Source organism: Clostridium ljungdahlii (genome assembly GCF_001636845.1).
Lineage (GTDB): Bacteria > Bacillota > Clostridia > Clostridiales > Clostridiaceae > Clostridium_B > Clostridium_B ljungdahlii_A.
In genome coordinates this window covers 240442-263748 of record NZ_LITT01000046.1, presented here as the reverse complement: position 1 = coordinate 263748, position 23307 = coordinate 240442, and the positions used below count along the sequence as shown (strand labels likewise).

At 31.0% G+C, this 23307-nt stretch carries 18 protein-coding genes and 1 pseudogene; 12 read left to right on the top strand and 7 right to left on the bottom strand.

The window, feature by feature from the left end; translation table 11 throughout:
• Complete coding sequence (locus WY13_RS15250; RefSeq protein WP_063556465.1) at window positions 1-2451, top strand: heavy metal translocating P-type ATPase; 2451 nt, start codon at window positions 1-3, stop codon at window positions 2449-2451.
• 34 nt (window positions 2452-2485) lie between these two features.
• On the top strand, window positions 2486-2701 hold the full coding sequence (locus tag WY13_RS15245) for a heavy-metal-associated domain-containing protein (RefSeq protein WP_063556464.1): 216 nt from the start codon (window positions 2486-2488) through the stop codon (window positions 2699-2701).
• A gap of 460 nt (window positions 2702-3161) precedes the next feature.
• Here the strand turns inward: WY13_RS15245 and WY13_RS15240 are convergent, their stop codons facing one another.
• The 4 genes from WY13_RS15240 to WY13_RS15225 all read right to left on the bottom strand — a co-directional run bounded on the left by WY13_RS15240 (window position 3162) and on the right by WY13_RS15225 (window position 9978).
• Entirely contained in the window at window positions 3162-4328 is a 1167-nt protein-coding gene (locus tag WY13_RS15240; protein ID WP_063556463.1) for an iron-containing alcohol dehydrogenase, read from the bottom strand.
• Window positions 4329-4578: 250 nt separating this feature from the next.
• On the bottom strand, window positions 4579-6480 hold the full coding sequence (locus tag WY13_RS15235) for a sigma-54-dependent Fis family transcriptional regulator (protein WP_063556462.1): 1902 nt from the start codon (window positions 6478-6480) through the stop codon (window positions 4579-4581).
• A 305-nt stretch (window positions 6481-6785) separates the two neighbouring features.
• Window positions 6786-7841 (bottom strand): NAD(P)-dependent alcohol dehydrogenase, encoded by a 1056-nt coding sequence (locus tag WY13_RS15230; RefSeq protein WP_063556461.1) that lies wholly within the window; start codon window positions 7839-7841, stop codon window positions 6786-6788.
• A gap of 238 nt (window positions 7842-8079) precedes the next feature.
• Entirely contained in the window at window positions 8080-9978 is a 1899-nt protein-coding gene (locus WY13_RS15225) for a sigma-54-dependent Fis family transcriptional regulator (RefSeq protein ID WP_063556460.1), read from the bottom strand.
• Between the two features lie 204 nt (window positions 9979-10182).
• Between WY13_RS15225 and WY13_RS15220 the strand changes: the two genes are divergently transcribed.
• The 6 genes from WY13_RS15220 (at window position 10183) to WY13_RS15195 (ending at window position 14627) form a co-directional block, all read left to right on the top strand.
• Window positions 10183-10701 carry a PadR family transcriptional regulator gene (locus WY13_RS15220; RefSeq protein WP_063556459.1) on the top strand — a complete coding sequence of 173 codons (519 nt, stop codon included), beginning with the start codon at window positions 10183-10185 and terminating at the stop codon, window positions 10699-10701.
• A complete protein-coding gene (locus WY13_RS15215) occupies window positions 10698-11591 on the top strand; it encodes a hypothetical protein (RefSeq protein WP_063556458.1) in 894 nt (297 codons plus the stop codon). Before WY13_RS15220 ends, WY13_RS15215 begins: the two co-directional genes overlap by 4 nt.
• A 252-nt stretch (window positions 11592-11843) precedes the next feature.
• The gene (locus tag WY13_RS15210) at window positions 11844-12608 is read left to right on the top strand and encodes a hypothetical protein (RefSeq protein WP_063556457.1); all 765 of its coding nucleotides are present in this window, start codon (window positions 11844-11846) and stop codon (window positions 12606-12608) included.
• Between the two features lie 47 nt (window positions 12609-12655).
• Window positions 12656-13192, top strand: coding sequence for a DUF2975 domain-containing protein (locus tag WY13_RS15205; protein ID WP_063556456.1), 537 nt, complete (start codon window positions 12656-12658; stop codon window positions 13190-13192).
• Window positions 13193-13204: 12 nt separating this feature from the next.
• Window positions 13205-13411, top strand: coding sequence for a helix-turn-helix domain-containing protein (locus WY13_RS15200; RefSeq protein WP_063556455.1), 207 nt, complete (start codon window positions 13205-13207; stop codon window positions 13409-13411).
• Between the two features lie 46 nt (window positions 13412-13457).
• Window positions 13458-14627 carry a CynX/NimT family MFS transporter gene (locus WY13_RS15195; RefSeq protein WP_063556454.1) on the top strand — a complete coding sequence of 390 codons (1170 nt, stop codon included), beginning with the start codon at window positions 13458-13460 and terminating at the stop codon, window positions 14625-14627.
• Window positions 14628-14695: 68 nt separating this feature from the next.
• On the opposite strand, the gene WY13_RS15190 is transcribed toward WY13_RS15195, so the two are convergent.
• Window positions 14696-15241, bottom strand: coding sequence for a flavodoxin family protein (locus WY13_RS15190; RefSeq protein ID WP_013239126.1), 546 nt, complete (start codon window positions 15239-15241; stop codon window positions 14696-14698).
• Between the two features lie 305 nt (window positions 15242-15546).
• Window positions 15547-15999: pseudogene (locus tag WY13_RS15185) on the bottom strand (iron chelate uptake ABC transporter family permease subunit); the annotation flags it as partial.
• A gap of 259 nt (window positions 16000-16258) precedes the next feature.
• Here WY13_RS15185 and WY13_RS15180 point away from each other — a divergent pair.
• Complete coding sequence (locus tag WY13_RS15180; protein WP_063556452.1) at window positions 16259-18253, top strand: methyl-accepting chemotaxis protein; 1995 nt, start codon at window positions 16259-16261, stop codon at window positions 18251-18253.
• 59 nt (window positions 18254-18312) lie between these two features.
• Here WY13_RS15180 and WY13_RS15175 read toward each other — a convergent pair whose 3' ends face one another.
• A complete protein-coding gene (locus WY13_RS15175) occupies window positions 18313-18519 on the bottom strand; it encodes an alpha/beta-type small acid-soluble spore protein (RefSeq protein WP_063556451.1) in 207 nt (68 codons plus the stop codon).
• A gap of 230 nt (window positions 18520-18749) precedes the next feature.
• Here WY13_RS15175 and WY13_RS15170 point away from each other — a divergent pair, with 230 nt between their 5' ends.
• From WY13_RS15170 to clpA, 3 genes are all read left to right on the top strand, one after another.
• Window positions 18750-20468 carry a cell wall-binding repeat-containing protein gene (locus tag WY13_RS15170; RefSeq protein ID WP_063556450.1) on the top strand — a complete coding sequence of 573 codons (1719 nt, stop codon included), beginning with the start codon at window positions 18750-18752 and terminating at the stop codon, window positions 20466-20468.
• 254 nt (window positions 20469-20722) lie between these two features.
• Entirely contained in the window at window positions 20723-21022 is a 300-nt protein-coding gene (locus WY13_RS15165) for an ATP-dependent Clp protease adaptor ClpS (RefSeq protein ID WP_063556449.1), read from the top strand.
• A 2-nt stretch (window positions 21023-21024) separates the two neighbouring features.
• Window positions 21025-23265 (top strand): ATP-dependent Clp protease ATP-binding subunit ClpA, encoded by a 2241-nt coding sequence (clpA, locus tag WY13_RS15160; RefSeq protein WP_063556448.1) that lies wholly within the window; start codon window positions 21025-21027, stop codon window positions 23263-23265.
• Window positions 23266-23307: the final 42 nt, after the last annotated feature.

Sequence of the window (23307 nt, the reverse complement as noted above, 5' to 3'; positions counted from 1 at the left end):
ATGATAAAAAGAACATTAAAAATAGAAGGAATGACTTGTGCAGCTTGTGTTAAAGCAGTGGAAAGAGCTTCGAAAAAACTAGATGGTGTGTTAGATGCTAATGTTAATTTAGCAACAGAAAAATTAAATGTAAGTTTTGATGAGTCAAAGGTTAATGTTCAAGATATACAGTGTGTAATAGATAAAGCTGGATATAAGGCCTTAATTGAGACTACAAATAAAATCTTAAAAATAGAAGGAATGACCTGTGCAGCTTGTGCTAAAGCAGTAGAAAGGGTTTCAAAAAAGCTAGAAGGCGTATATGAAGCAAATGTAAATATTGCTACAGAAAAGCTAAGTATAGCATTTGATGCTTCAAAAGTTAATGTTCAGGATATAAAAAAGGCAATAGAAAAAGCAGGATATAAAGCTTTAGAAGAAGAAATTTCTGTAGATACAGATAAGGGAAAAAAAGAAAAAGAAATAAAGTCGTTATGGAATAGGTTTATAATATCTGCTGTATTTGCAGTTCCATTACTTATAATAGCTATGGTACCAATGATTGGTGAAAAATTGGGATATATGCTTCCACAGGCTATAGACCCAATGAATCATCCACAAGTTTTTTCCATAATACAGTTACTTTTAGTATTACCTATAATGATTGTTGGTAGAAAGTATTTTATTGTTGGATTTAAATCATTATTTAGAAGAAGTCCCAATATGGATTCACTTATAGCAATAGGCTCATCTGCTGCTTTTATATATAGTGTTTTTGCAGTATATGAAATTTTTATAGGAAATACAAATTATCATTTATATTTTGAATCAGCAGGTACAATACTTACTCTTATTACATTAGGTAAATATCTGGAGTCCGTTGCTAAAGGAAAAACTTCGGAAGCCATAAAAAAGCTTATGGGGCTTGCACCAAAAACTGCTACTATAATTAAAGAAAATAAGGAAATAGAAATTTCCATAGATGAAGTTGAAGTTGGAGATATAATTGTAGTAAAACCTGGTGAAAAAATACCTGTAGATGGAGAGGTTACAGAGGGAATTACTTCAGTTGACGAATCCATGCTTACAGGGGAAAGTATACCTGTAGAGAAAAATCCTTTCGATAAGGTCATTGGAGCAAGTATAAATAAAAATGGTTCTATTAGGTATAGAGCTACAAGAGTTGGTAAGGATACAGCACTGGCACAGATTATTAAATTAGTAGAGGAAGCTCAGGGGTCAAAGGCTCCTATTGCAAAATTAGCAGATGTTATATCAGGATACTTTGTACCGGTAGTAATGGCATTAGCTACAATTGGTGCTCTAGCTTGGTATATACATGGTGAAACTGGAGTATTTTCACTTACTATATTTATATCAGTGTTAGTAATTGCGTGTCCTTGTGCTTTAGGGTTGGCAACACCAACTGCTATTATGGTTGGTACCGGAAAAGGTGCTGAATATGGTGTGCTTATAAAAAGTGGTACTGCACTTGAAACAGCGCATAGAATTCAAACTATAGTATTTGACAAAACAGGAACTATAACTGAAGGTGATCCAAAGGTTACAGATATAATTACAATTTCAGATATAGATGAGAACTATTTACTGCAATTGGCAGCTTCAGGTGAAAAATTATCGGAGCATCCTTTGGGAGAAGCAATAGTCAAAGAAGCTGAAAATAGGAAAATTGAATTAAAAAAATTGGAGTCATTTAAAGCTGTACCAGGTCATGGAATAGAAGGTAGTATAGAAAACAGTAAAATATTGCTTGGTAATAGAAAACTTATGGTTGAAAGTAATATCTCTTTAGAAAAATTAGAGGAAAAATCACAAACTTTAGCAAATGAAGGCAAAACTCCTATGTATGTAGCTCTTGAAAATAAGGTAATTGGTGTAATTGCTGTAGCAGATACGGTTAAAGAAAACAGTAAAAAAGCTATAGATAAACTTCATTCTATGGGAATTGAAGTGGCAATGATAACTGGAGATAACAAGAAAACTGCTGAAGCTATAGCTAATCAGGTTGGAATAGATAGAATACTTGCAGAAGTTTTACCACAAGATAAGGCAAAGGAAGTTAAAAAACTTCAAAGTGAAAACAAGAAAGTTGCCATGGTTGGAGATGGTATAAATGATGCACCAGCCTTAGCACAGGCTGATATAGGTATAGCTATAGGGTCTGGTACAGATGTAGCTATGGAATCTGCAGATATAGTTTTAATGAGAAGTGACTTAATGGATGTGGTCACAGCTATAGATTTAAGCAAGAAAACCATAAAAAATATAAAGGAAAACTTGTTCTGGGCTTTTGGTTATAATAGTTTAGGAATTCCGGTAGCTATGGGAGTACTTCACATATTTGGGGGACCACTTCTAAATCCAATGATAGCAGCTCTTGCCATGAGTTTAAGTTCTGTATCAGTTTTAAGTAATGCTTTAAGATTGAAAGGCTTTAAGCCATCAATATAAATAAACATTTATAAAATGAAGGGTGGAATAAGTTATGAAAAAGAAGATAATCGTTGAAGGAATGAGTTGTGGACACTGTGTTAATCATGTAAAAACAGCATTGGAGGAACTTAAAGGTGCAGCCAATGTATCTGTTGATTTAGACTCTAAAACAGCTTTAGTTGAGTCTAGTGGTGAAATTAAAGATGCTGATATAAAATCTGCTATTGAAGATGCAGGTTATGAAGTTGTTTCCATAGAGCAGGTATAATATTCAATATCTAACATAAAGAAGATGCTTCACAATAGAAAATAATTTTAAACAATATATTTCTTTCCTGCATCTGTATACTTAACTTTCATAGGCATAAAAATACTCCCCTTATAATAAACAGATTTTTGTTATTCAATCTGTCTACTCTAAGGGGAGCATATTACTTTAGTTTGTGTATACTTTTCTAAATATAAACAGAGTTCTTGGCATCAGATGGAGTTTTGACTCCACCTGATGGTTATTAACAGGCTTCTTAGTGTCTTTAGCACTTAGAAGGCGTTATCCTTTAGGGAAAATCGTTATCCAGGGACGTAGCTGCTCTTTACTCACACTTGGAGAAAAGCAGATATCCCAAATCTTTGATTTGGTGATAGTCGCTTTCGCTATGTGCGTGGGAGTATTAGAGCAGGTAGTCATCGGATAAAACCTATGGTGAACAAATACATTAATTTTTAAACTAGAAATTAACCTTTTGCCCATTATACATACACTGCAAGAGCTTTTTCATTTCTTCCTCAGTTATTGCTCTAGGATTAGATCCAGTGCAGGCATCCATCATAGCATTGTGAGCTATAAAATCTAGGTTTTCATTAAAATCGTTTTCGCTTATACCATAATCTTTTATGGTGAGAGGAATATCCATCTTTTTATTCATAGTACAAATCATTTCAGTTAATGAATCTATTAATTCATTTTCATTATTTCCTGGAAGTTGGAGCTTTTTAGCTATTTCAGCATATCTTTCTGAACAAGCTTTCTTGTTAAAATCTATAACATAAGGTAAGTATATGGCATTAGCACACCCATGAGGTATGTGGAATACTGCGCCAGTTTTATGTGCTATACTATGAGTTATTCCAAGGAGTGCATTTGAAAATGCCATTCCAGCCAGACATTGGGCTATGTGCATATGGCCTCTAGCTTCTTTATCTTCTTCATAAGATTTCAATAAATATTTATGAATCATGGTTATAGCATGCATAGCAAGTGGATCTGAAAAATCTGAATGCAAACTTGCAACATATGCTTCTATTGCGTGAGTAAGTGCATCCATTCCAGTGTGTGCTGTAAGCTTTTTAGGCATTGTTTCTGCAAGAGACGGATCTATTATAGCTATATCAGGGGTAAGGTTAAAATCTGCAAGAGGATATTTTATTTTAGCTTTGTAGTCTGTTATTACAGAAAATGATGTTACTTCAGTTGCTGTTCCACTTGTAGAAGGTATAGCAACAAATTGTGCCTTTTGCCTTAATTTAGGAATTCCGAAAGGAATTACTGCTTTTTCAAATGTAAAGTCAGGGTATTCATAAAATATCCACATTGCTTTAGCAGCATCGATGGGAGATCCTCCACCTATTGATACTATCCAGTCCGGGTTAAAGTCTCTCATTATTTTAGCACCATTCATAACAGTATCAACAGAGGGATCAGGCTCAACACCTTCTATTAATTTAACTTCCATACCTGCTTCTTTTAAATATTCTTCAACTTTGGCTAAGAACCCAAATCTCTTCATAGATCCTCCACCTACAACAACTACTGCTTTATTTCCATCTAAATTTTTTAAATTTTCTAAGGCATTTTCACCAAAGTAAATATCCCTAGGCAAAGTAAATCTTCCCATTTTTGTCCTCCTTATTATTAAGTTACATTACTTTTTTAGAATTTAATTATTGGGGTAATTAAATTTTTTGGTTTATATTTAGTTAAATATATAAGCAAGTATTGTGCCAGTATATTTTTTATCATGAAAAGATTGAATCTAGATGGATATTTTATAGAGTTTAGTTATCTTTTAAAATACTGTTGTAAAAAACAACAATTTTCCTTAAAATATTGTTGCTTTTTACAACAGTGTTGTTTTTATATACACTTTAAGAAAAATTAATTTGATATTTTTTTATCTTTGTGTACAAAGTACTTCTATTTATTCCTAAAATTTTAGAAGCTTTTGACATATTATGATTACAATTATTTATACAATCTATTATTGCTTTTTTTTCCCATTCTTCTAATGAGCACATATCATATTTAAGGTTTGTAGTGCAAGAAGGACTAGTTTGCTTATTTACTGAAAGATTATTTTGAAAGTCAAAAGATGTATTCCCATTCATATTTACGATGTTCTCAATACAATTTTCTAATTCTCTAACATTTCCAGGCCAATTATGGTTTAAAAGCTTTTGATATATATCAGGTCTTACTATTGGAATGGGTTTTTTAAGTTTAAAAGCTTTTACCTTTAAAAAATAGTCTATTAGTATTTTAATATCCGTATCCCTTTCCCGCAGTGGTGGTACATATATAGGTATTACATTTAGTCTGTAGTATAAGTCTTCACGAAAAGTTCCTTTTTTTATCTTTTCCCTTAAATTTTTGTTAGTAGCTGCTATAATTCTTACATCTATTTTGATGCATTTATTTCCACCTATTCTTGTAATGCAATTTTCTTGGAGGACTCTTAAGAGATTTACTTGCATATCTAAAGGCATTTCTCCAATTTCATCTAAAAATAAAGTACCACCATTTGCAAGTTCAAATTTTCCTGCACGTCCTCCACGTTTTGCACCTGTAAATAATCCATCTTCATATCCGAACAATTCACTTTCTATTAGATTCTTTGGTATGGCACCGCAGTTTATTGCTATAAAACTTTTGTTTTTTCTATTGCTGTCATTGTGAATTGACTGCGCAATAAGTTCTTTTCCTGTACCACTTTCACCTTGAATTAGTACGGTGGAAGGACTGTTAGATATATTTTTTAACTGTTCTTTTAAATTTATCATTTTTTCGCTGTCACCAATTATATCATCAAATGTGTAAGCAGCAGATCCGCTTGTGTATTTGTTAACCAAGTTATATACATTTTGTATATCTTTAAATATAACTACCATACCAGTTACAGTATTACTTTTATCTTTTATAGGATATACATTTAAATTAAATCTTTTCTTCTCATCTGAATATAAAATTTCCTTATCCGTATATACATTCCCTGATTTGAGTTCATCAAGTATATACTGCCATATATGTAAAACTTTATGAACATTTTTATCTATAATATCTTTTTGGTTTATGCCGAGGAGACTACAGGCACTGTTATTTATAGCCTTGACTATTCCGCTATTATCTACAGTAAAAATTCCAAAATCCATGGAATTCATGATTTTATTTAAGTATTGGTAGGCTTTAAATAATTCATTTTGAGATTTATTTAATTTTAAGTGATTTTCAATGGATTTTACTGCTGATACAACAAGACCCAATGTATGGGGATGAGCCAATTGACGTTTTCCAGTTAAAGTTAGACATCCAATTATATCTCCCTGTTCATTATGTATGACAGACGCAGAGCAGGTATAAATCTGAAAAGTATTTATGAAATGTTCTTTGCCTGAAAGTTGAACTGACAAATTTTCAAAAAGAGCAGTTCCTGCTGCATTTGTACCGGCACTTTTTTCACTCAAATCAACACCTTCTGCTATTCCAGCCTTTGCTTGCTCCATTACAATATCTTTGTCACCTATGATAGTTAATACAATTCCATTTTTGTCTGTGAGATATAATGAGAAACCTGATCCACTTAAAAAATCATAAAGTATTTCCATAAATGGTTTTGCTATTTTTATAATATCGATGTTTTCTTTTATTAAGTTGTCCAATTCTTTGCGGCTAAGTGTTCGTTTAGGTTTTGGTATACCTTTTTCTATATGGTATTTAATGCATCTATTAAGAGACCTACTGACTATTTCACTATGAGTAAATGGTTTAAACATTATTAGATTACCTTCCTTTTTATATAAATAGCTTTATCTTAGGTTATTATTATAGTTATATTTATTTTGAAATTATAATATATAATTTTATCATAATTTAGGTGAATATGCTGACTTACTCATAGTAGATATTAATTAAATCTTAAATTCGTAATTAGAAATACGAAGATTTATCAGTTTATAATTATGAATCGGATTGATTGTTTTTTGCATCTATAAGAAAGGAAGTATCTTGTCCAATGTTTTAGGTAAAAAACTGTCGCATTTTTTTAATGTGACAGTTCTTTTATATTTTATATGAATTTTTAGAATGTAACTACTGATTTAATTAAATCTTTTGGCTTATTTTTCATAAGCAAAAGGGCCTTTTCAATATTTTCTGCACCATCAAATACATGAGTAACAAGTTTGCTTAAATCAACACGTTTATATAGAACAAGATCTCTTAGCATTTCCATTCTAAGACGTCCACCAGGACATAACCCTCCTCTTATAGTTTTGTGAGCCATGCCGCAGCCCCATTGAACACGAGGTATTGGCAAAGTATCACCGCTTCCATGGTAGTTGATGTTAGAAATTACGCCGCCAGGTTTAACCATAGTTACTGCTTGTGCTAGTGTTTCAGCACCACCACCTGCCATGATTACACGGTCTACACCTTTACCATGAGTTAAGTCCATTATTTGTTCAACTATATCACCATTTTTATAATTTACAATATCAGTTGCTCCATAAAATTTAGCTGTTTCAACACAAACGGGTCTGCTTCCAACACCGATAATTCTGCCTGCTCCTCGAAGTTTGGAACCGGCTATTCCCATTAATCCAACGGCGCCTATACCAATTACTACAACACTGGAACCCATTTTTATATCTGCAAGTTCTGCTCCATGAAAACCAGTAGTCATCATGTCTGTCATCATAACTGCACTTCCTAAAGGTATTTCATCTGGAAGTATTGCAAGATTCATATCTGCATCGTTTACATGAAAGTAATCTGCAAATACGCCGTCTTTAAAATTGGAAAACTTCCATCCTGCAAGCATACCGTTTGAATGCTGCTGAAAACCAGCTTGGACTTCTAAAGATCTCCAGTCAGGTGTTGTGCACGGTACGATAACTCTATCGCCAACTTTAAAATCTTTAACTTCGCTGCCAACTTCAGCTATTTCACCTACAGCTTCGTGACCTAAAATCATATTTTCCCTATTACCAAGTGCTCCTTCAAAAACCGTATGTATATCTGATGTACATGGGGATACAGCTAGAGGATGTACAATCGCATCATAAGGACCTGGTACTGGGTTTTTCTTTTCAATCCATCCTAATTTGTTAATACCTAACATTGCAAAACCTTTCATAATAGAACCTCCTAATAAATTAAATATAAAAATTTTATTAAATAAAATGGTATTTTTAAATATCTATTTAAATATATAAGCAAATGTTGTGCCAGTATATTTTTTATCATGAAAAGGTTGAATTTAGGGGGCGGAGACTTTATAAAGTTAATATAGATAATTGAAAAATGCTGTAAAAAGCAACATTTTTTAAGAAAATAATGTTGCTTTTTACGACAAAGTTGTGTTTACATACACTTTAAGAAAAATTAATTTGATATTTTTTTATCTTTGTATACAAAGTACTTCTATTTATTCCCAGAATTTTAGAAGCTTTTGCAATGTTACCATTACAATTACTCATACAATTTATTATTGCTTCTTTTTCCAAATCTTTTAATGAATACATATCATATTTAAATTTTGTAGTACAAGGATTAGTTTGCTTATTTGCTGAAATACTATTTTCGAAGTTGAAAGATGTATTTCCATTCATATTTACGATATTTTCAATACAATTTTCCAATTCTCTCACATTTCCGGGCCAATTATAATTTAAGAGCTTTTGATATATATCAGGTCTTACTATTGGAATAGGTTTTTTAAGTTTAAAAGCTTTTATTTTTAAAAAATAGTCTATTAGTATTTTAATATCCATATCTCTTTCCCGCAGTGGTGGTACATATATAGGTATTACATTTAGTCTATAGTATAAATCTTCACGAAAAGTTCCTTTATGTATTTCTTCCCTCAAATTTTTATTAGTAGCTGCAATGATTCTTATATCTATTTTTACACATCTGTTTCCGCCTATTCTTGTGATACAGTTTTCCTGAAGAACTCTTAAAAGATTTACTTGCATATCTAAAGGCATTTCCCCAATTTCGTCTAAAAATAAAGTACCATCATTTGCAAGTTCAAATTTTCCTGCACGACCTCCATGTTTTGCACCTGTGAATGATCCATCTTCATATCCAAATAATTCACTTTCTATTAAATTTTTGGGTATGGCACCGCAATTTATTGCTATAAAACTGTTGTTTTTTCTGCTGCTGTCATTGTGGATGGACTGGGCAATAAGTTCTTTCCCTGTACCGCTTTCGCCTTGAATTAGTACAGTGGAAGGACTGTTAGATATACTTTTTAACTGTTTTTTTAAATCTATCATTTTTTCACTGCTGCCAATTATATCATCAAATGTGTAAGTAGCAGATCCACTTGTGTATTTGTTAACCAAGTTGTATACATTTTGTATGTCTTTAAATGTAACTACCATACCAGTTACGGTATTACTTTTATCCCTTATAGGATATACATTTAAATTAAATCTTCTTCTTTTATCCGAATATAAAATTTCTTTATCTTCATATGAGTTTCCTGATTTAAGTTCATTAAGTATATATTGCCAATTATATAAAACTTTATATGCATTTTTATCTATAATATCTTTTTGGTTTATACAAAGCATATTACATGCACTGTTATTTATAGCTTTAATGATTCCATTATTATCTACAGCTAAAATTCCAAAATCTATGGAATTCATGATTTTGTTTAAGTATTGGTAGGCTTTAAATAATTCATTTTGAGATTTATTTAATTTTAAGTGATTTTCAATGGATTTTACTGCTGCTACAACAAGACCTAATGTATGGGGATGAGCCAATTGACGTTTTCCAGTTAGATTTAGACATCCGATTATATTTCCTTGTTCGTTATGTATGACAGATGCAGAGCAGGTACAAATCTGAAAAATATTTATAAAGTGTTCTTTGCCCGAAACTTGAACTGACAAATTTTCAAAAAGAGCAGTTCCTATTGCATTTGTACCAGCACTTTTTTCACTCATATCAGCACCTTCTACAATTCCAGCTTTTGCTTGCTCTATTAATATATCCTTGTCACCTATAATAGTTAATACAATTCCATTTTTGTCTGTAAGATATAATGAAAAACCTGATCCATTTAGAAAATCATAAAGTATTTCCATAAATGGTCTTGCTATTTTCATAATATAGCTGTTTTCTTTTATTAAGTTGTCCAATTCTTTACGGTTAAGATTTCGTTTAGGCCTTGGGATACCTTTTTCCATATGATATTTAATGCACCTATTAAGAGACCTACTAACTATTTCATTATGAGTAGATGATTTAAACATTATTAGATTACCTTCCTTTGTATATCATAAATAACTTTATACTAGTGTATTAATTTATAGTTATATTTATTTTGAAATTATAATATATAATTTTATCATAACTTGGGCGTAAATGTTAATTTATTCACAGTAGATATTAATTAAAATTTCCAATATTTTTATTGACATATAATATATAATTTTATTTTTTAGGAGGTACTATTAATGTCAACAAAACATGCTATATTAGGTTTACTTAATGAAAGGCCAATGTATGGCTATGAAATAAAAAAGGAATTTGAAAAATCAGTAAGTTGTATTTGGTCCATAAACATTGGTCAACTTTATACTTTATTAAAAAAGATGGAAAATGAAAATGAAATAGTGAAGCAGGAAATATCTCAAAAAAATAGACCAGATAAATTTGTTTATACAATTGCAGACAAAGGCAAAAATGAGCTGCATAAGTGGTTATCAGAACCAGTTGTAATGAGACAAACCAAAGATGAATTTTATTTAAAAATGATGTTTCTTACACAGATCCAAAATGAAGATGCAAAAAAGTATATAGATAAACAAATAGATATCATAGAAAAGCAACTAAATGAATTTAATAATATAAAAAATATTAATAAGACAAAAAGAAATAAATTTATGGATATACTTTTGGAAGCTTCAATTATGCATTTTGAAGTAGATATTCAATGGTTAAATATTTATAAAGAGAGGATGGGTCTATTATGAAAAAAGTTACAATTTTATTACTAAAAGTAATTTTGCTAATTACAATAATGTTTATAAGTATGGCAGTTTCGTCTATTCTTATTGGAGTTAAACATGGTCCTGAGTCTACAGAGAATACAGTTATACCAGTATTAATTTATTGTATTCTAAATACAATAATATTAACCTTGTTTATTGTTAAATCCAGATTGAGAAGTTATAAGCTTGTAGCAGTTAGTTTTATCATTTTTTGGGGAACACAATATTTTATGACTCAAATAGAAACTTTGTATTTCAATAGCGCTGTAAAAATGCCTTTAGAAGAATTAATAAGAAATGTTACTTCGGGTGCCATACACATCTTTGTATTTTCGCTGTTGGCAGTTCTAATTCTTGGAAAATTTAAAGGAGAAACAAATTTCCAATATAGTAATCTTAAAATAAAAACCATCATTATAAGTGCAATTCCAAATATGATACTCTTATCGATTGTTTATGTTATCATTTATTTTGTATTTGGATATTTTGTTGCATGGCAATTTGCCGATTTGAGATATTATTATACTGGGAGTACACATATCATGAATTTTTTCACACATATGTCAAGCCAAGATCCAGTGATAATTTTATTTCAGTTATTTAGAGGATTTTTATGGTCTATCTTAGCTGTTATAATAATTTATTCATTAGGTATTGAAAATTGGCTGACTTATATAACAACAGGATTAATTTTTAGTATATTAATAACGTCTCCATTAATATTTCCTAATTTTTATATGCCAGTATCAGTTCGTATAGGGCATTCTTTTGAATTATCAACTTCTATGTTTACATTTGGAGTTATATCAGTGATTATTTTAAAAAATAAATTACATTTAAATAAATTGGCAATAAACCAATTGAATTCATAAATTTTTTATTTTGGTTACTAACTAAGAACATATGATGGATATTAGTTCCACCATATGGTTTATTATTTTTGCCCATCAAGTTTCTCTATTCCCTTATAATTTTCATCTATTTTATTACAATGCTATGATTAAGAATGTATTAAAATACGATAATTTTATATCGAAAAACAATAAAAAACTATTGAAATTCAATTAAAATTGATATATAATACAATAAAATGTAAGATTCATACAAAGGGGGTAGTATGAATAATGGGGAGAAAGTATATCAAAATATTTAGAAACTGTGTATTAGCAATAATTTGTATAGTACTTGTAATATTTATGATTATACCAGATTATATTATGTGTTTTTTTTCAAGAGACTTTTATTTTAGAGAATATGCAAAAGGTAGTGAAGAAATTTATTTTTTAGGAACCTATCATAACATGACGTTAAATTCAAAACCTTATTCCTATTTGAATTTAAAATCAGTTATTGAAAATTTAAGACCAGATTTACTTTTGATTGAAAGTAGACCTGAACAACTAGAAAGTGGTAATTTTGCAGATGGACCAGGTGAGATGCTCTATTCTCATTTAATAGCAAATAAGCTTGGTATTGTAGTAAAAGGTGTAGATTGGTGGTCAGATTCTGGTAAAAATGTTCCAAATTCAACTAATCCTACAAGAGATGAATACATAAATAAGAATATACTAAAAGAAATTCCTTCCCATAAAAAAGTGTTGATATTGATGGGTAGTGCACATGTAACACTTGAACAGCCGAAGCTTGAACAAGCAGGATATAAAAAGGTGTTTTTTCCTGAAACTGCAAAAATTAGTCTGCTTAAAGTCCACAATAAGAAACTGGTGTATCCAAAGGGAATGACTTTTTATATTAAAAAGAGAATTAACTATGAAAAAGGCTGTATAGGTACTGTATACAAGACAGATGTTTTTAAAAAACAGGCTTCTATAGTAATTCAAGAGCTTAATAGAGAAGTAAAAGTAATTGAACAGACAGGAGAAGAATAGACTGTGTAATTTAAGAAATATATGATAATTGGAGGGATGAATATAATATGTTTTGTAAAAGAATAAATTTAATGGAAAAACTTATTGTTAGATTTAATGGAGAAAAAAACTTTATAATAAGCTTTTTAAATGTAATTCTAAACATAGCATTTGTAATGAGTTTGATTTGTTTAATTTGTTTTTTCCCATTTCCTTTATTAGTAACATTACCTGTATACGCTCATACAAAATTGTATATTACTATAAAATATTGTATTTTTTCAGAGCTGAATGTATTGATGGTTAGTTTTATAATTTATGAGCTGAAAAATATAATTGAAAGAATTAGGAAAGATAAGATATTTATTATTGAAAATGCAAATGGATTTACTAAAACAGGTGTTTATGTTTTTCTATGGGGTATTGTACGTCAAATAAATTATATAGTAAATGGGCATTATGGAATGTTATTTAGATTTGATAATGATGGAAATCTTGACATAGATATTTTTATATTTATAATAATAGCATGTATTTCTCTAGTCATTGGGGAAGTGCTCAGGAAAGCAGTAAAAATAAAAAATGAAAATGATTTGACTATTTAGGTGGGATAGATTATGGCAATTATAGTTAATTTAGATGTAGTGATGGCAAAAAATAAAATTTCCCTTTCAGAACTTGCAAATAGGGTAGGAATTACCAATGCCAATTTGTCAATACTCAAGAATAACAAAGCAAAGGCAATAAGGTTTTCAACACTTGAGGCAATTTGTCGTGAACTCAGCTGTCAGCCTGCAGATTTATTAGAATATAAAAAAGAATAATTAATACTCTTTTCACAGTTAAAAATACGATAAGGAGAAGTTTAAAATGAATGGAAAAAATAAAACTTTATTAATTATTGCAATTATATTTATGGCATTTAATCTGCGATCACCTATTACTGGAGTTGGTTCGCTTATCAGTATAATAAAAGCACAGTTAAATCTTTCGGCAAGTTCATCAGGAATTATTGCAACCATTCCTTTGATTGCATTTGCTGTTGTATCACCTTTTGTAAGTAAGCTAAGTAAGAAATATGGTTCAGGACACCTTATGTTCTATGCATTAATTTTTATGACAGCTGGAATTGTGATTCGTTCTTTTGCAGGGACAGCTGGTTTATTTATTGGAACAGCCATTATTGGTATAGGAATAGCAGTGGGTAATGTAATGATTCCAAGTATTATAAAATCTGAGTTTCCCTTAAAAATTGGAATGATAACAGGTGTCTTTACCACCTCAATGTCTATTTTTGCAGGTATATCTTCTGGAATTAGTGTGCCACTTTCAAAAGATCCAGGCTTAGGTTGGAAAAATGCCCTGGCAATTTGGCTTGTACTTGTAATTGTTACTATGATAATATGGCTTTTCCAGTGGAATTTACAATTGAAAGGCAAAAATCAATTTCAAGATGATAGTCTCAAGAAAAATGTGTACAAGTCACCTATTGCATGGTATGTTGCTTTGTATATGGGGATACAATCACTTTTGTATTATTGTTTTGTGGCCTGGCTTCCTACGATTTTACAGGCAAAAGGAATTAACGTTGAGATTGCAGGATATTATGCTTCGGCTTATCAAATAATTGCGATTCCTGCATCTTTTGCTGTTCCTTTACTAGCAGTAAGAAGAAAAAATCAGAAGCTGGTAACAGGTACCATTTCCTGCATTTATGCAGTTAGTATATTCATGTTCTTGATCGCAAACAGTACTATGATTATTGTAGTTTCTGTTCTTTTGTGCGGTTTATGTTCAGGAGGTTGCATTAGCCTTGCAATGTCCTTTATTGGACTTAGAAGCAGTGGGGCAGGAGAGGCAGCAAAATTATCAGGAATGGCACAATCATTAGGTTATACCCTAGCAGCTATCGGACCTTTTATAATTGGAGGTGTATTTGATTTATTTCATTCCTGGAATATACCACTTACAGGATTAATTATTATGGCAATATGTCTTATTATTGTAGGAAATAAAGCAGGAGAAGATGTAACGATATAGTTATTAAAATGGAAAATGAGCATAGACTGTGCTTGCTGCACAAAAATCCATGCTCGTTTCCTATAGGACTAATCCAGTTTATTTACCAAATAAGCTATATTTTCAGAAAATCTCTTTACTGTTCTCATTCCTTCTTCATCCTTTAAAGCTTCACCAGGTTTTTGTCCGAAGACTACATTCCAGTATGTTGAGCCTGGTATAATCATGTCATTGTAGAGATAGAACATAAGCATTTCCTGTATTGATGATGTCTGGCCAGCACGCCTTGCAACAGCAATAGGTCCTCCTACCATTCTGGATAAGAAATTTCCACCTTTCATAGATGCCATAGCTATTCTTTGAAGTGCTGTCATAAGCTCTGCTCTTGCAGTTCCCCAATAAACAGGTGATGCTACAATGAGTCCCTTAGCACCCTTTATTTTTTCAATTATTTCATCAAATCCATCATTATAGCCTCCTTGAGGGTTCATGGAATCTTTTAAAGTCATTCCAGCTAAGGACACAACTTCAGCTGAAACACCATTTTGCTCTATGACTTTTGCACATTCTTTAAGCACTTGCACAGTGTTGCCTTCTGGATTTGGACTTCCGCTTAACAATATTACTTTTTTCATATGTAATATCTCCTTTCAATTTTAAAATATAATTATTATTACATAATCATAGTCCTAAATAAAGACAATATCAATATTTCATTGAAATAGTTTTAAGTTTACAAAAAATTTTGCTTTAATCTCTAATCTAGAGATTTCCCATCTAAAATTCTATTAACTTCATCGTCAGTTAAGTTATAATTGAAAAATGTTTTATAAAAATTCTTTGCTTCTTGTTTTATATCAATATTTTGGAATTTATAGGGATGCAATGTTTTAGCTGCCAACTGAATTTGAAGAGCTTCCTCTGCACCATATCTATCCCACAAAAATGTACCTCCAATGAATATGGATGCAGGCAATAATCTTTTAAAGTTAGGTCCTACAATTATTCTAGCTATATGTGGTATTATAAGTCCTATCCATCCAATCATACCACCAATGGATACAACTGAAGCTGTAATTAGAGTTGAAGAAAGGATAATAATTATCCTTAATTTTGAAACATTAGTGCCTCTTGCTATAATCACACTTATTAAATATGTTAATGTTACTGCTGCAAGCCCAAATAAAAATGCTGAAATCTGTATACCAAAAGGATTAAATGACATAAGAATACCGAAAGCTGCACCAAATCCAGCACCAGCAGAAGCACCAAGTATATCTGGTGATACCATAGGATTTCTAAATAAACCTTGATAGGTAGCTCCAGCAACAGACAAACCTGATCCAATCATTAATGCGGATAAAATTCTTGGAATTCTAACATTAAGAAATAACCATTACTATCAACATATCTTCCTCTAATTTTTAATATTATAAGGTATACATGAATAATAAATTCACTAATATAAGTATTGTAATTATTCTATATTTTTTAGATAATAAAATTATTATTGACGAATCAACAATTAATACCATAAATAAAGAAAATTTTTATAATTATGTTAAAAACTTATCAAATTATGTTATTCTTAATATAAGAAGTGTATTATATAGCTCACTCTTGTAAAGGTTATCAAAAAAGGAGGATGCAAAATGAAAAGTATTAAAGCTAAGTTAATGTTGTACATGGGATTCTTACTTGCAATTATATGTATAGGCCTGGGAATAATTTCATATTATACTTCGTCAAAAGCTTTAATTGGCAATGTAAATGAAGTTCTACCTCAAATAGCAAAAGAGTCTGCAAAAACTGTTAATAGCAGGGTGGAAAGCCAGCTGAATGCTTTAGAGGCTATAGCTAGCGAAACACAGATAAGTGATATGAACAATTCATGGGAGAATAAAAAGATTATATTAGATGCAGAAGTAAAAAGAAGTGGGCATATTGAGATGAATATTGTAGATAAAAATGGAAATGCTGTAAATACTAATGGTAAAACAGCTAATATAAAAAATAGAGATTACTTTAAAAAGGCTCTGGCAGGTGAAAAAAATGTATCTGATCCTGTTTTAAGTAAAACACAAAATGCTATGGTTATAGTATATGCAGCACCTATAAAAAATGGAGATCAAGTTGTTGGTGTAATTACTGCAGCAAGGAATGGTAAGACATTAAATGATATAACAAAAGATATTACCTTTGGAAAAAGCGGACAAGCATTTATGATAAATAAGCAAGGTACGGCAGTTGCCAACGTAAATGAGCAAATGGTTTTAAAAGGAGACAATATTAATGAAAACGCTAAAAAAGATGCCAAATTAAAGCCTCTTGCGGATATTGAGAAAAAAATGATGAATGGTGAATCTGGAGTTGGAGAATATACTTATGGTGGTGTAAGAAAATATTTAGGATATGCACCTGTTAATGGTACTAATTGGTCCATTGGAGTTACTTCACCAAAAGCCGAAGTATTAAGTTATGAAAGCACTTTAAAATTATGGGTTGGTGCAGCATCTATAGCTTTTATAATTTTAGGCTTGATCTTTATATTTATGTTTTCACAAAATTTTATTAAAAATATTATTGCAGCAATTAAATATTTAGAGATGATATCTTCTGGTGACTTGAGTTCAGAGATAAGTCCTAAATATTTGGAATTTAAGGATGAAACTGGTAATCTAGCAAGAGCTGTAAAAATAATGCAGGAATCAATTATAAGTATGATAAAGACTATTAGAACAAACTCTTCAGAAATTAACAGTCATGCGGACAATTTATCTTCAATATCAGGAGAAATATCAGCTTCATCAAGTGATGTTGCAACGTCAATGCAGGATGTTGCAAAGGGTGCAAGTTCCCAGGCAGAAAATTTAGTAAACATTACAGATATACTAAATAAATTTGGAAGCGAACTAGTTGAAATCATTAATTCTATAAAAGAAGTTGACTCTAATGCAAAGGGTATAAATACTATGTCTGCAAAAAGTAATACTGAAATGGAACAACTTGCCCAGTCTATGAATAAGTTAAGTGATTCTTTTAATGATTTTATATCAAAGACTACTACCCTTGGTCAAAATATAAAACAAATAGATGAAATAACAAGTCTAATTAATAGTATAGCAGAGCAGACCAATCTTCTTGCATTAAACGCAGCAATTGAAGCAGCAAGGGCAGGAGAGGCAGGTAAAGGTTTTTCAGTAGTTGCGGAAGAAATTAGGGAATTGGCAGAGCAAACAACGGAATCTTCAAAAAATATAAGCACATTGATAAGTAATGTATCAGATGATTCAAACATAATGGTAAAATCATCAGGAAAAATAAAAAGTGAGTTAAATTCACAAATTTCAATTGTAAATACTACAATTGATTCATTCAAGCTCATAGTCAATGAAATAACTCAAATGGGTTCCAAAATTAATATAGTTACTGGTTTAACAGCAAACATTGACAATGAAAAGTCCGATATACTTGGCAAGATTGAAGAAATATCTTCTGTTGCAGAAGAAGTTTCAGCTTCGTCTCAGGAAATAGCAGCATCGTCTGAGGAAATGAATGCATCCACTGAGGAAGTATCAGCAACAGCACATACTTTGGCAGATATGACAAATGATATGGAAAAAGAAGTTACTAAATTTAAACTTTAGAAAATATGATAGTAAAAAAACAGTTAGTACCTCTAAGGATACTAACTGTTTTTTTACAATTACTTATCTATTAGATTTTTTTCAAATTCTTCTACCATTTTTTTAGTCATTAAGCCGCCAACCAGTCCGCCATTATGGCCATTTAATTTTGAAGTCTTGTTTCCCTTATAGCTGTCGTTAAATTCCATGCCAAATTCGTTTGAATACTTTGTTTTTAATTTATCCAGTTTTGGCTTTGCTTCTGGAACTAAAGGTCTTCTACTCATAAAGTAACACCTCCATTTTAATATTAGTTTTATACTTTTATACGAAGATATACTTAGTAAATTATTCATTTATTTGACAATTAATTTAGCTTCATAGTAGAATACAATTGGATTTATGTATGCATTATAATATATTGTATAAGTTAACTTTCAAACTAGGGACTCTTCTATATGAGGAGATAAATAATACATACATTTTTACTTAGATTATACAAAAGGGGACCAGTAGTATGAACAAAAAATTTATTAAAGTAACTATGGCTTTAACCTGTGCCATTATAGCATCATCTTTTCATAATGTTTTTGCAGACAGTGGAAAGTATTACAATATTTCTAGAATATATGGTGTTAACAGGTATGAAACCTCTGCAAATATAAGCAGACAATTTGATTCAAAGGAAGTAAAAAATGTTATATTGGCATCAGGAAAAGATTTCCCGGATGCTCTTGCAGGTTCTGTACTTTCAAAAAAATTAAATGCACCTATTTTACTTATGGATGATGTTAATGATCCTTCCGAGGATGACTCTTTAAGTTATATAGAAAATTATGTATCTAAAGATGGAACTATATATGTTTTAGGAGGAGATGCATCTGTAAGTCCACAGGTTATAAGCTGCTTGAATCAATTAGGTTTTAACAATATAAAAAGACTTGGAGGAAAGAATAGATTTGAAACCAACAATTCCATAGTTGATGAAATAAATCCTTCAAAAGGTACTCCTGTAGTGCTTGTAAATGGATTGAATTTTCCAGATGCACTTAGTATATCAAGTGTAGCAGCTTCTAAAGGATATCCTATATTTATGAGTTTATCTAATTCTATTCCAGATAGTATAATTCAGAAGATAACTTCTATAAATCCATCTAAGATCTATATAGTTGGTGGAACAGGTGCATTGGATAGTCAAGTTGAAGATCAGATTAAAAATGCTATGGCTTATATAAAAAGTGATGATTTAGTTAGAATTAGCGGCAGTAATAGGTATGAAACCTCAATTAAAATAGCTAACTATTTCAATTTGGATTCTAAAAGCGTAATTTTAGCCAATGGTGAAAATTTCCCAGATGCTTTATCTGGTAGTGCACTTGCTTCAAAATTAAATGCACCTATAATCTTAACTGATGGAGTAGATGCAAATGTACAAAAAAAATATATAGATGATTCAAAATACACAAGCCTATATATTTTGGGTGGACAAGGTTCTGTAAATTCTTCTATAGAAAATAGTTTTAACGGCGTTAAATTAGATCTTGATGGAGATTTTCAAGAAAATAAAATAATTGATTTTAAAACTGCTGATGTAAATAATGATGGAAAACCTGAGAATGTTATACTAGCTTGTAAAGGTGATGATTTAAGTCCAATATTATATGTGCAGGATGCTTCAGATGGAAAAATAATTGATTCCAAGACTATTAAAGATTTTTCATCTGGAAAAGGTGATATCGTGCTTGCAGACATAAATGGAGATGGAATCCCAGATATTACAGCAGTAGTTGAAAATGGGGGAAATAGTAGTATACAAACTTGTGATATAGAAACTTTAAAAGATAATAAATTTGTTCAACTTGGAAAATATGGTGCTGAAAATTCTTTAAATCCTTTTCCTGAGAGTGATCTTTCTTTTAACCTTGATGGATATGATACATTTAAAATGTATTCAAAATCTCTTGATAAGACTTGTTCTGTGGATTTGACAGGAGATGAAGGCATACAAAATATTAAAAAGGATGGAGAAAGTTTAGATCCATACGTAGGTCATGGACCAAGATTTACAGTGTCTGACATAGATGGTGATGGAGTGTATGAATTAAAGGTTTATGAGGATATATCAGGAAGCTGTCATGCAGATGTAATTGGATGGGCGAGGGGATCTTATAAATACAAGGATTCATCTTTGAAACTTATGAATATTGATATGGGAAGTTATTATCCTGTAAAGTAAAAAATGGTATGTAAAAACATCCTTTTTATAGGGATGTTTTTTTACATGCATACAATTAATTACTTTCCAAATGTGTATAATTGAAGCTTCCGTGATCTACTTTTCCAGTAATATCAATTCATTATTGTACACTTTGAAATTAAATTATGTTAAAATGATTTTATGTATTATATATTTAGACATTTGAAAGAAATAGGCTAGTATACTAACTGGTTATTTCTTTGAAAATGCCTTACACCTATGGAGTTGTTAAAATGACGCAAAAAACTGTTTTAAAGCAAAGTCCTCAATTGAAAATTAAACCACCTTCTATGTATAAAGTCATTATACACAATGATGACTATACTACTATGGAATTTGTAGTTGAAGTTTTAATGAAAATATTTGAAAAAAGTGCTGTAGAAGCTACCAAAATAATGTATGATGTACATAGAAGAGGTATAGGAGTAGCGGGCGTATATGTTTATGATATTGCTGCTACTAAAATAATGCAAGCTGTAAAGATGGCGGAGAGCAGTGGGTTCCCACTAAAATTTAGTATGGAAGAGGAATAATTATGAAACTAGATAGAATAGTAAATGAAATTATGACTGCAGCTTACAATGAAGCAAAGTATTGTAAGCATGAATATTTTACACCAGAACATTTATTATATGCTGCCTTATTTTTTCCGGAGGGAATGGAAATAGTAGAAGGATGCGGCGGAAGTGTACAGGATATAAAAAATGATTTGCTGCAGTATTTTAGTGATAATATACAAGTTACAGAAAAAAAAGAGCCGCTGGAAACTGTAAGTTTGCAAAATATATTAACTTCTGCAGGCGAACATGTTTTAGCAGCTGAAAAGGAAATAATAAAATTAGGAGATATTTTTATATCCATATATGACGAAGAACAGAGTTTTGCCAGTTTTTTTCTAAAAAAACAAGGGATAAAGAGAATAGATATATTAAATTATATAACTCATGGAACTCCAGCAAATATGTTTAATTATAATATTGAAGATGATGCTATATACTCATCTGACGAACAGGATATGCCCTTATTTTTTCAAATAGCAGATTTCTCAGTAGAACTTACTGAAAAGGCAAGAAATGGTGAAATAGATCCTTTGATTGGCAGAGATGATATACTCAGTAGAACAATTCAGGTGCTTTCAAGAAGAAACAAAAATAATCCAATTCATGTAGGAGATCCAGGGGTTGGAAAGACAGCCATTACAGAAGGCCTGGCGAGCTTAATTGCAGATGGCAAAGTGCCTAAAAATTTAAAAGACAGTAAGATATATTCCTTGGATATGGGATCTATTTTAGCAGGTACCAAGTACAGGGGAGATTTCGAAGAGAGAATAAAAAATATATTGAAGAAAATAGAAAAGGAAGATAAGGCTATAGTATATATAGATGAAATACACACTATAATAGGGGCAGGGTCTGTATCTGGTGGATCTCTTGATGCTGCAAATATTTTAAAGCCTTTTTTGACTAGTGGGAGAATTAGATTTATAGGTTCTACTACTTACGACGAATACAAAAAGGTATTTGAAAAGGATAGAGCTCTTGCTAGAAGATTTCAAAAAATAGAAGTACCGGAGCCTACGGCAGAAGATACTTATAATATACTTTTAGGAATAAAAGGACAGTATGAAAAATTTCACAATGTGGTTTATGAAGATGAAGCTTTAAAAGCAGCAGTAGATTTATCTATAAAATATATAAATGATAGGTATTTGCCAGACAAAGCTATAGACGTAATAGATGAAACTGGTGCCTATGCAAGGCTTCATGGAAAAGATGAAGAACAAATAGTTATTGAAAAGAAACATATAGAAAAGACAATTTCATCTATGGCAAAAATACCAGAGAGAACGTTGTCACAGGATGAGACAAAAGTTCTTAAGAATTTAGATAAGATTCTTAAGGAAAAGATATTCGGGCAGGATGAGGCTGTTAAGGCTGTAGTAAGGGCAATTAAAAGGTCTAGAGCTGGATTTAATGAAGACAACAAAACTGTGGCAAACCTCCTTTTTGTAGGCCCAACAGGCGTGGGAAAAACGGAAATAAGTAAACAGCTGTCAAATGCTTTAAATATTCCACTAATAAGGTTTGACATGAGTGAGTACCAGGAAAAGCATACAGTGGCAAGGCTTATTGGATCGCCGCCAGGATATGTAGGATATGAAGAAGGTGGACTTTTAACAGATACTATAAGGAAAACTCCTTACTGTGTACTGCTTTTAGACGAAATAGAGAAGGCACACCCAGATGTACTTAATATAATGCTGCAGCTTATGGATTATGCTACTCTTACAGATAATACTGGAAGAAAAACTGATTTTAAAAATGTAATACTTATAATGACTTCAAATGCAGGAGCAAGATATTTAGGAAAGTCACTTATGGGATTTGGAAATAGAATTGTAAAAGATGATGCAATTTCCCAGGAAGTAAATAGAGTATTTTCTCCAGAATTCAGAAATAGATTGGATGAAATAATATTTTTTAATGGAATGAATGAACAGATGGCATATCGTGTAGCACAAAAAGCCATGGGTGAATTTGAAAAGCAACTTTTGACTAAGAATATAAAGATAAGAGTTACAGATAATTGCTATAAATGGCTGGCAAAAAAAGGCGTGTCATTAGAATATGGTGCAAGAGAGATAATGAGGATAGTAAAGCAGGAAATAAAGCCTTATTTTGTAGATAAAGTGCTCTTTGACAATAAAATTAAGGATACCGTTAGCGTCATAGATATAGAAAATGATAGCATAAAGATTAAAGTAGAAGGACAGTAAGTTAAATATTAGAGGGGGTCTATGACGGAAGGATGAGTTAAA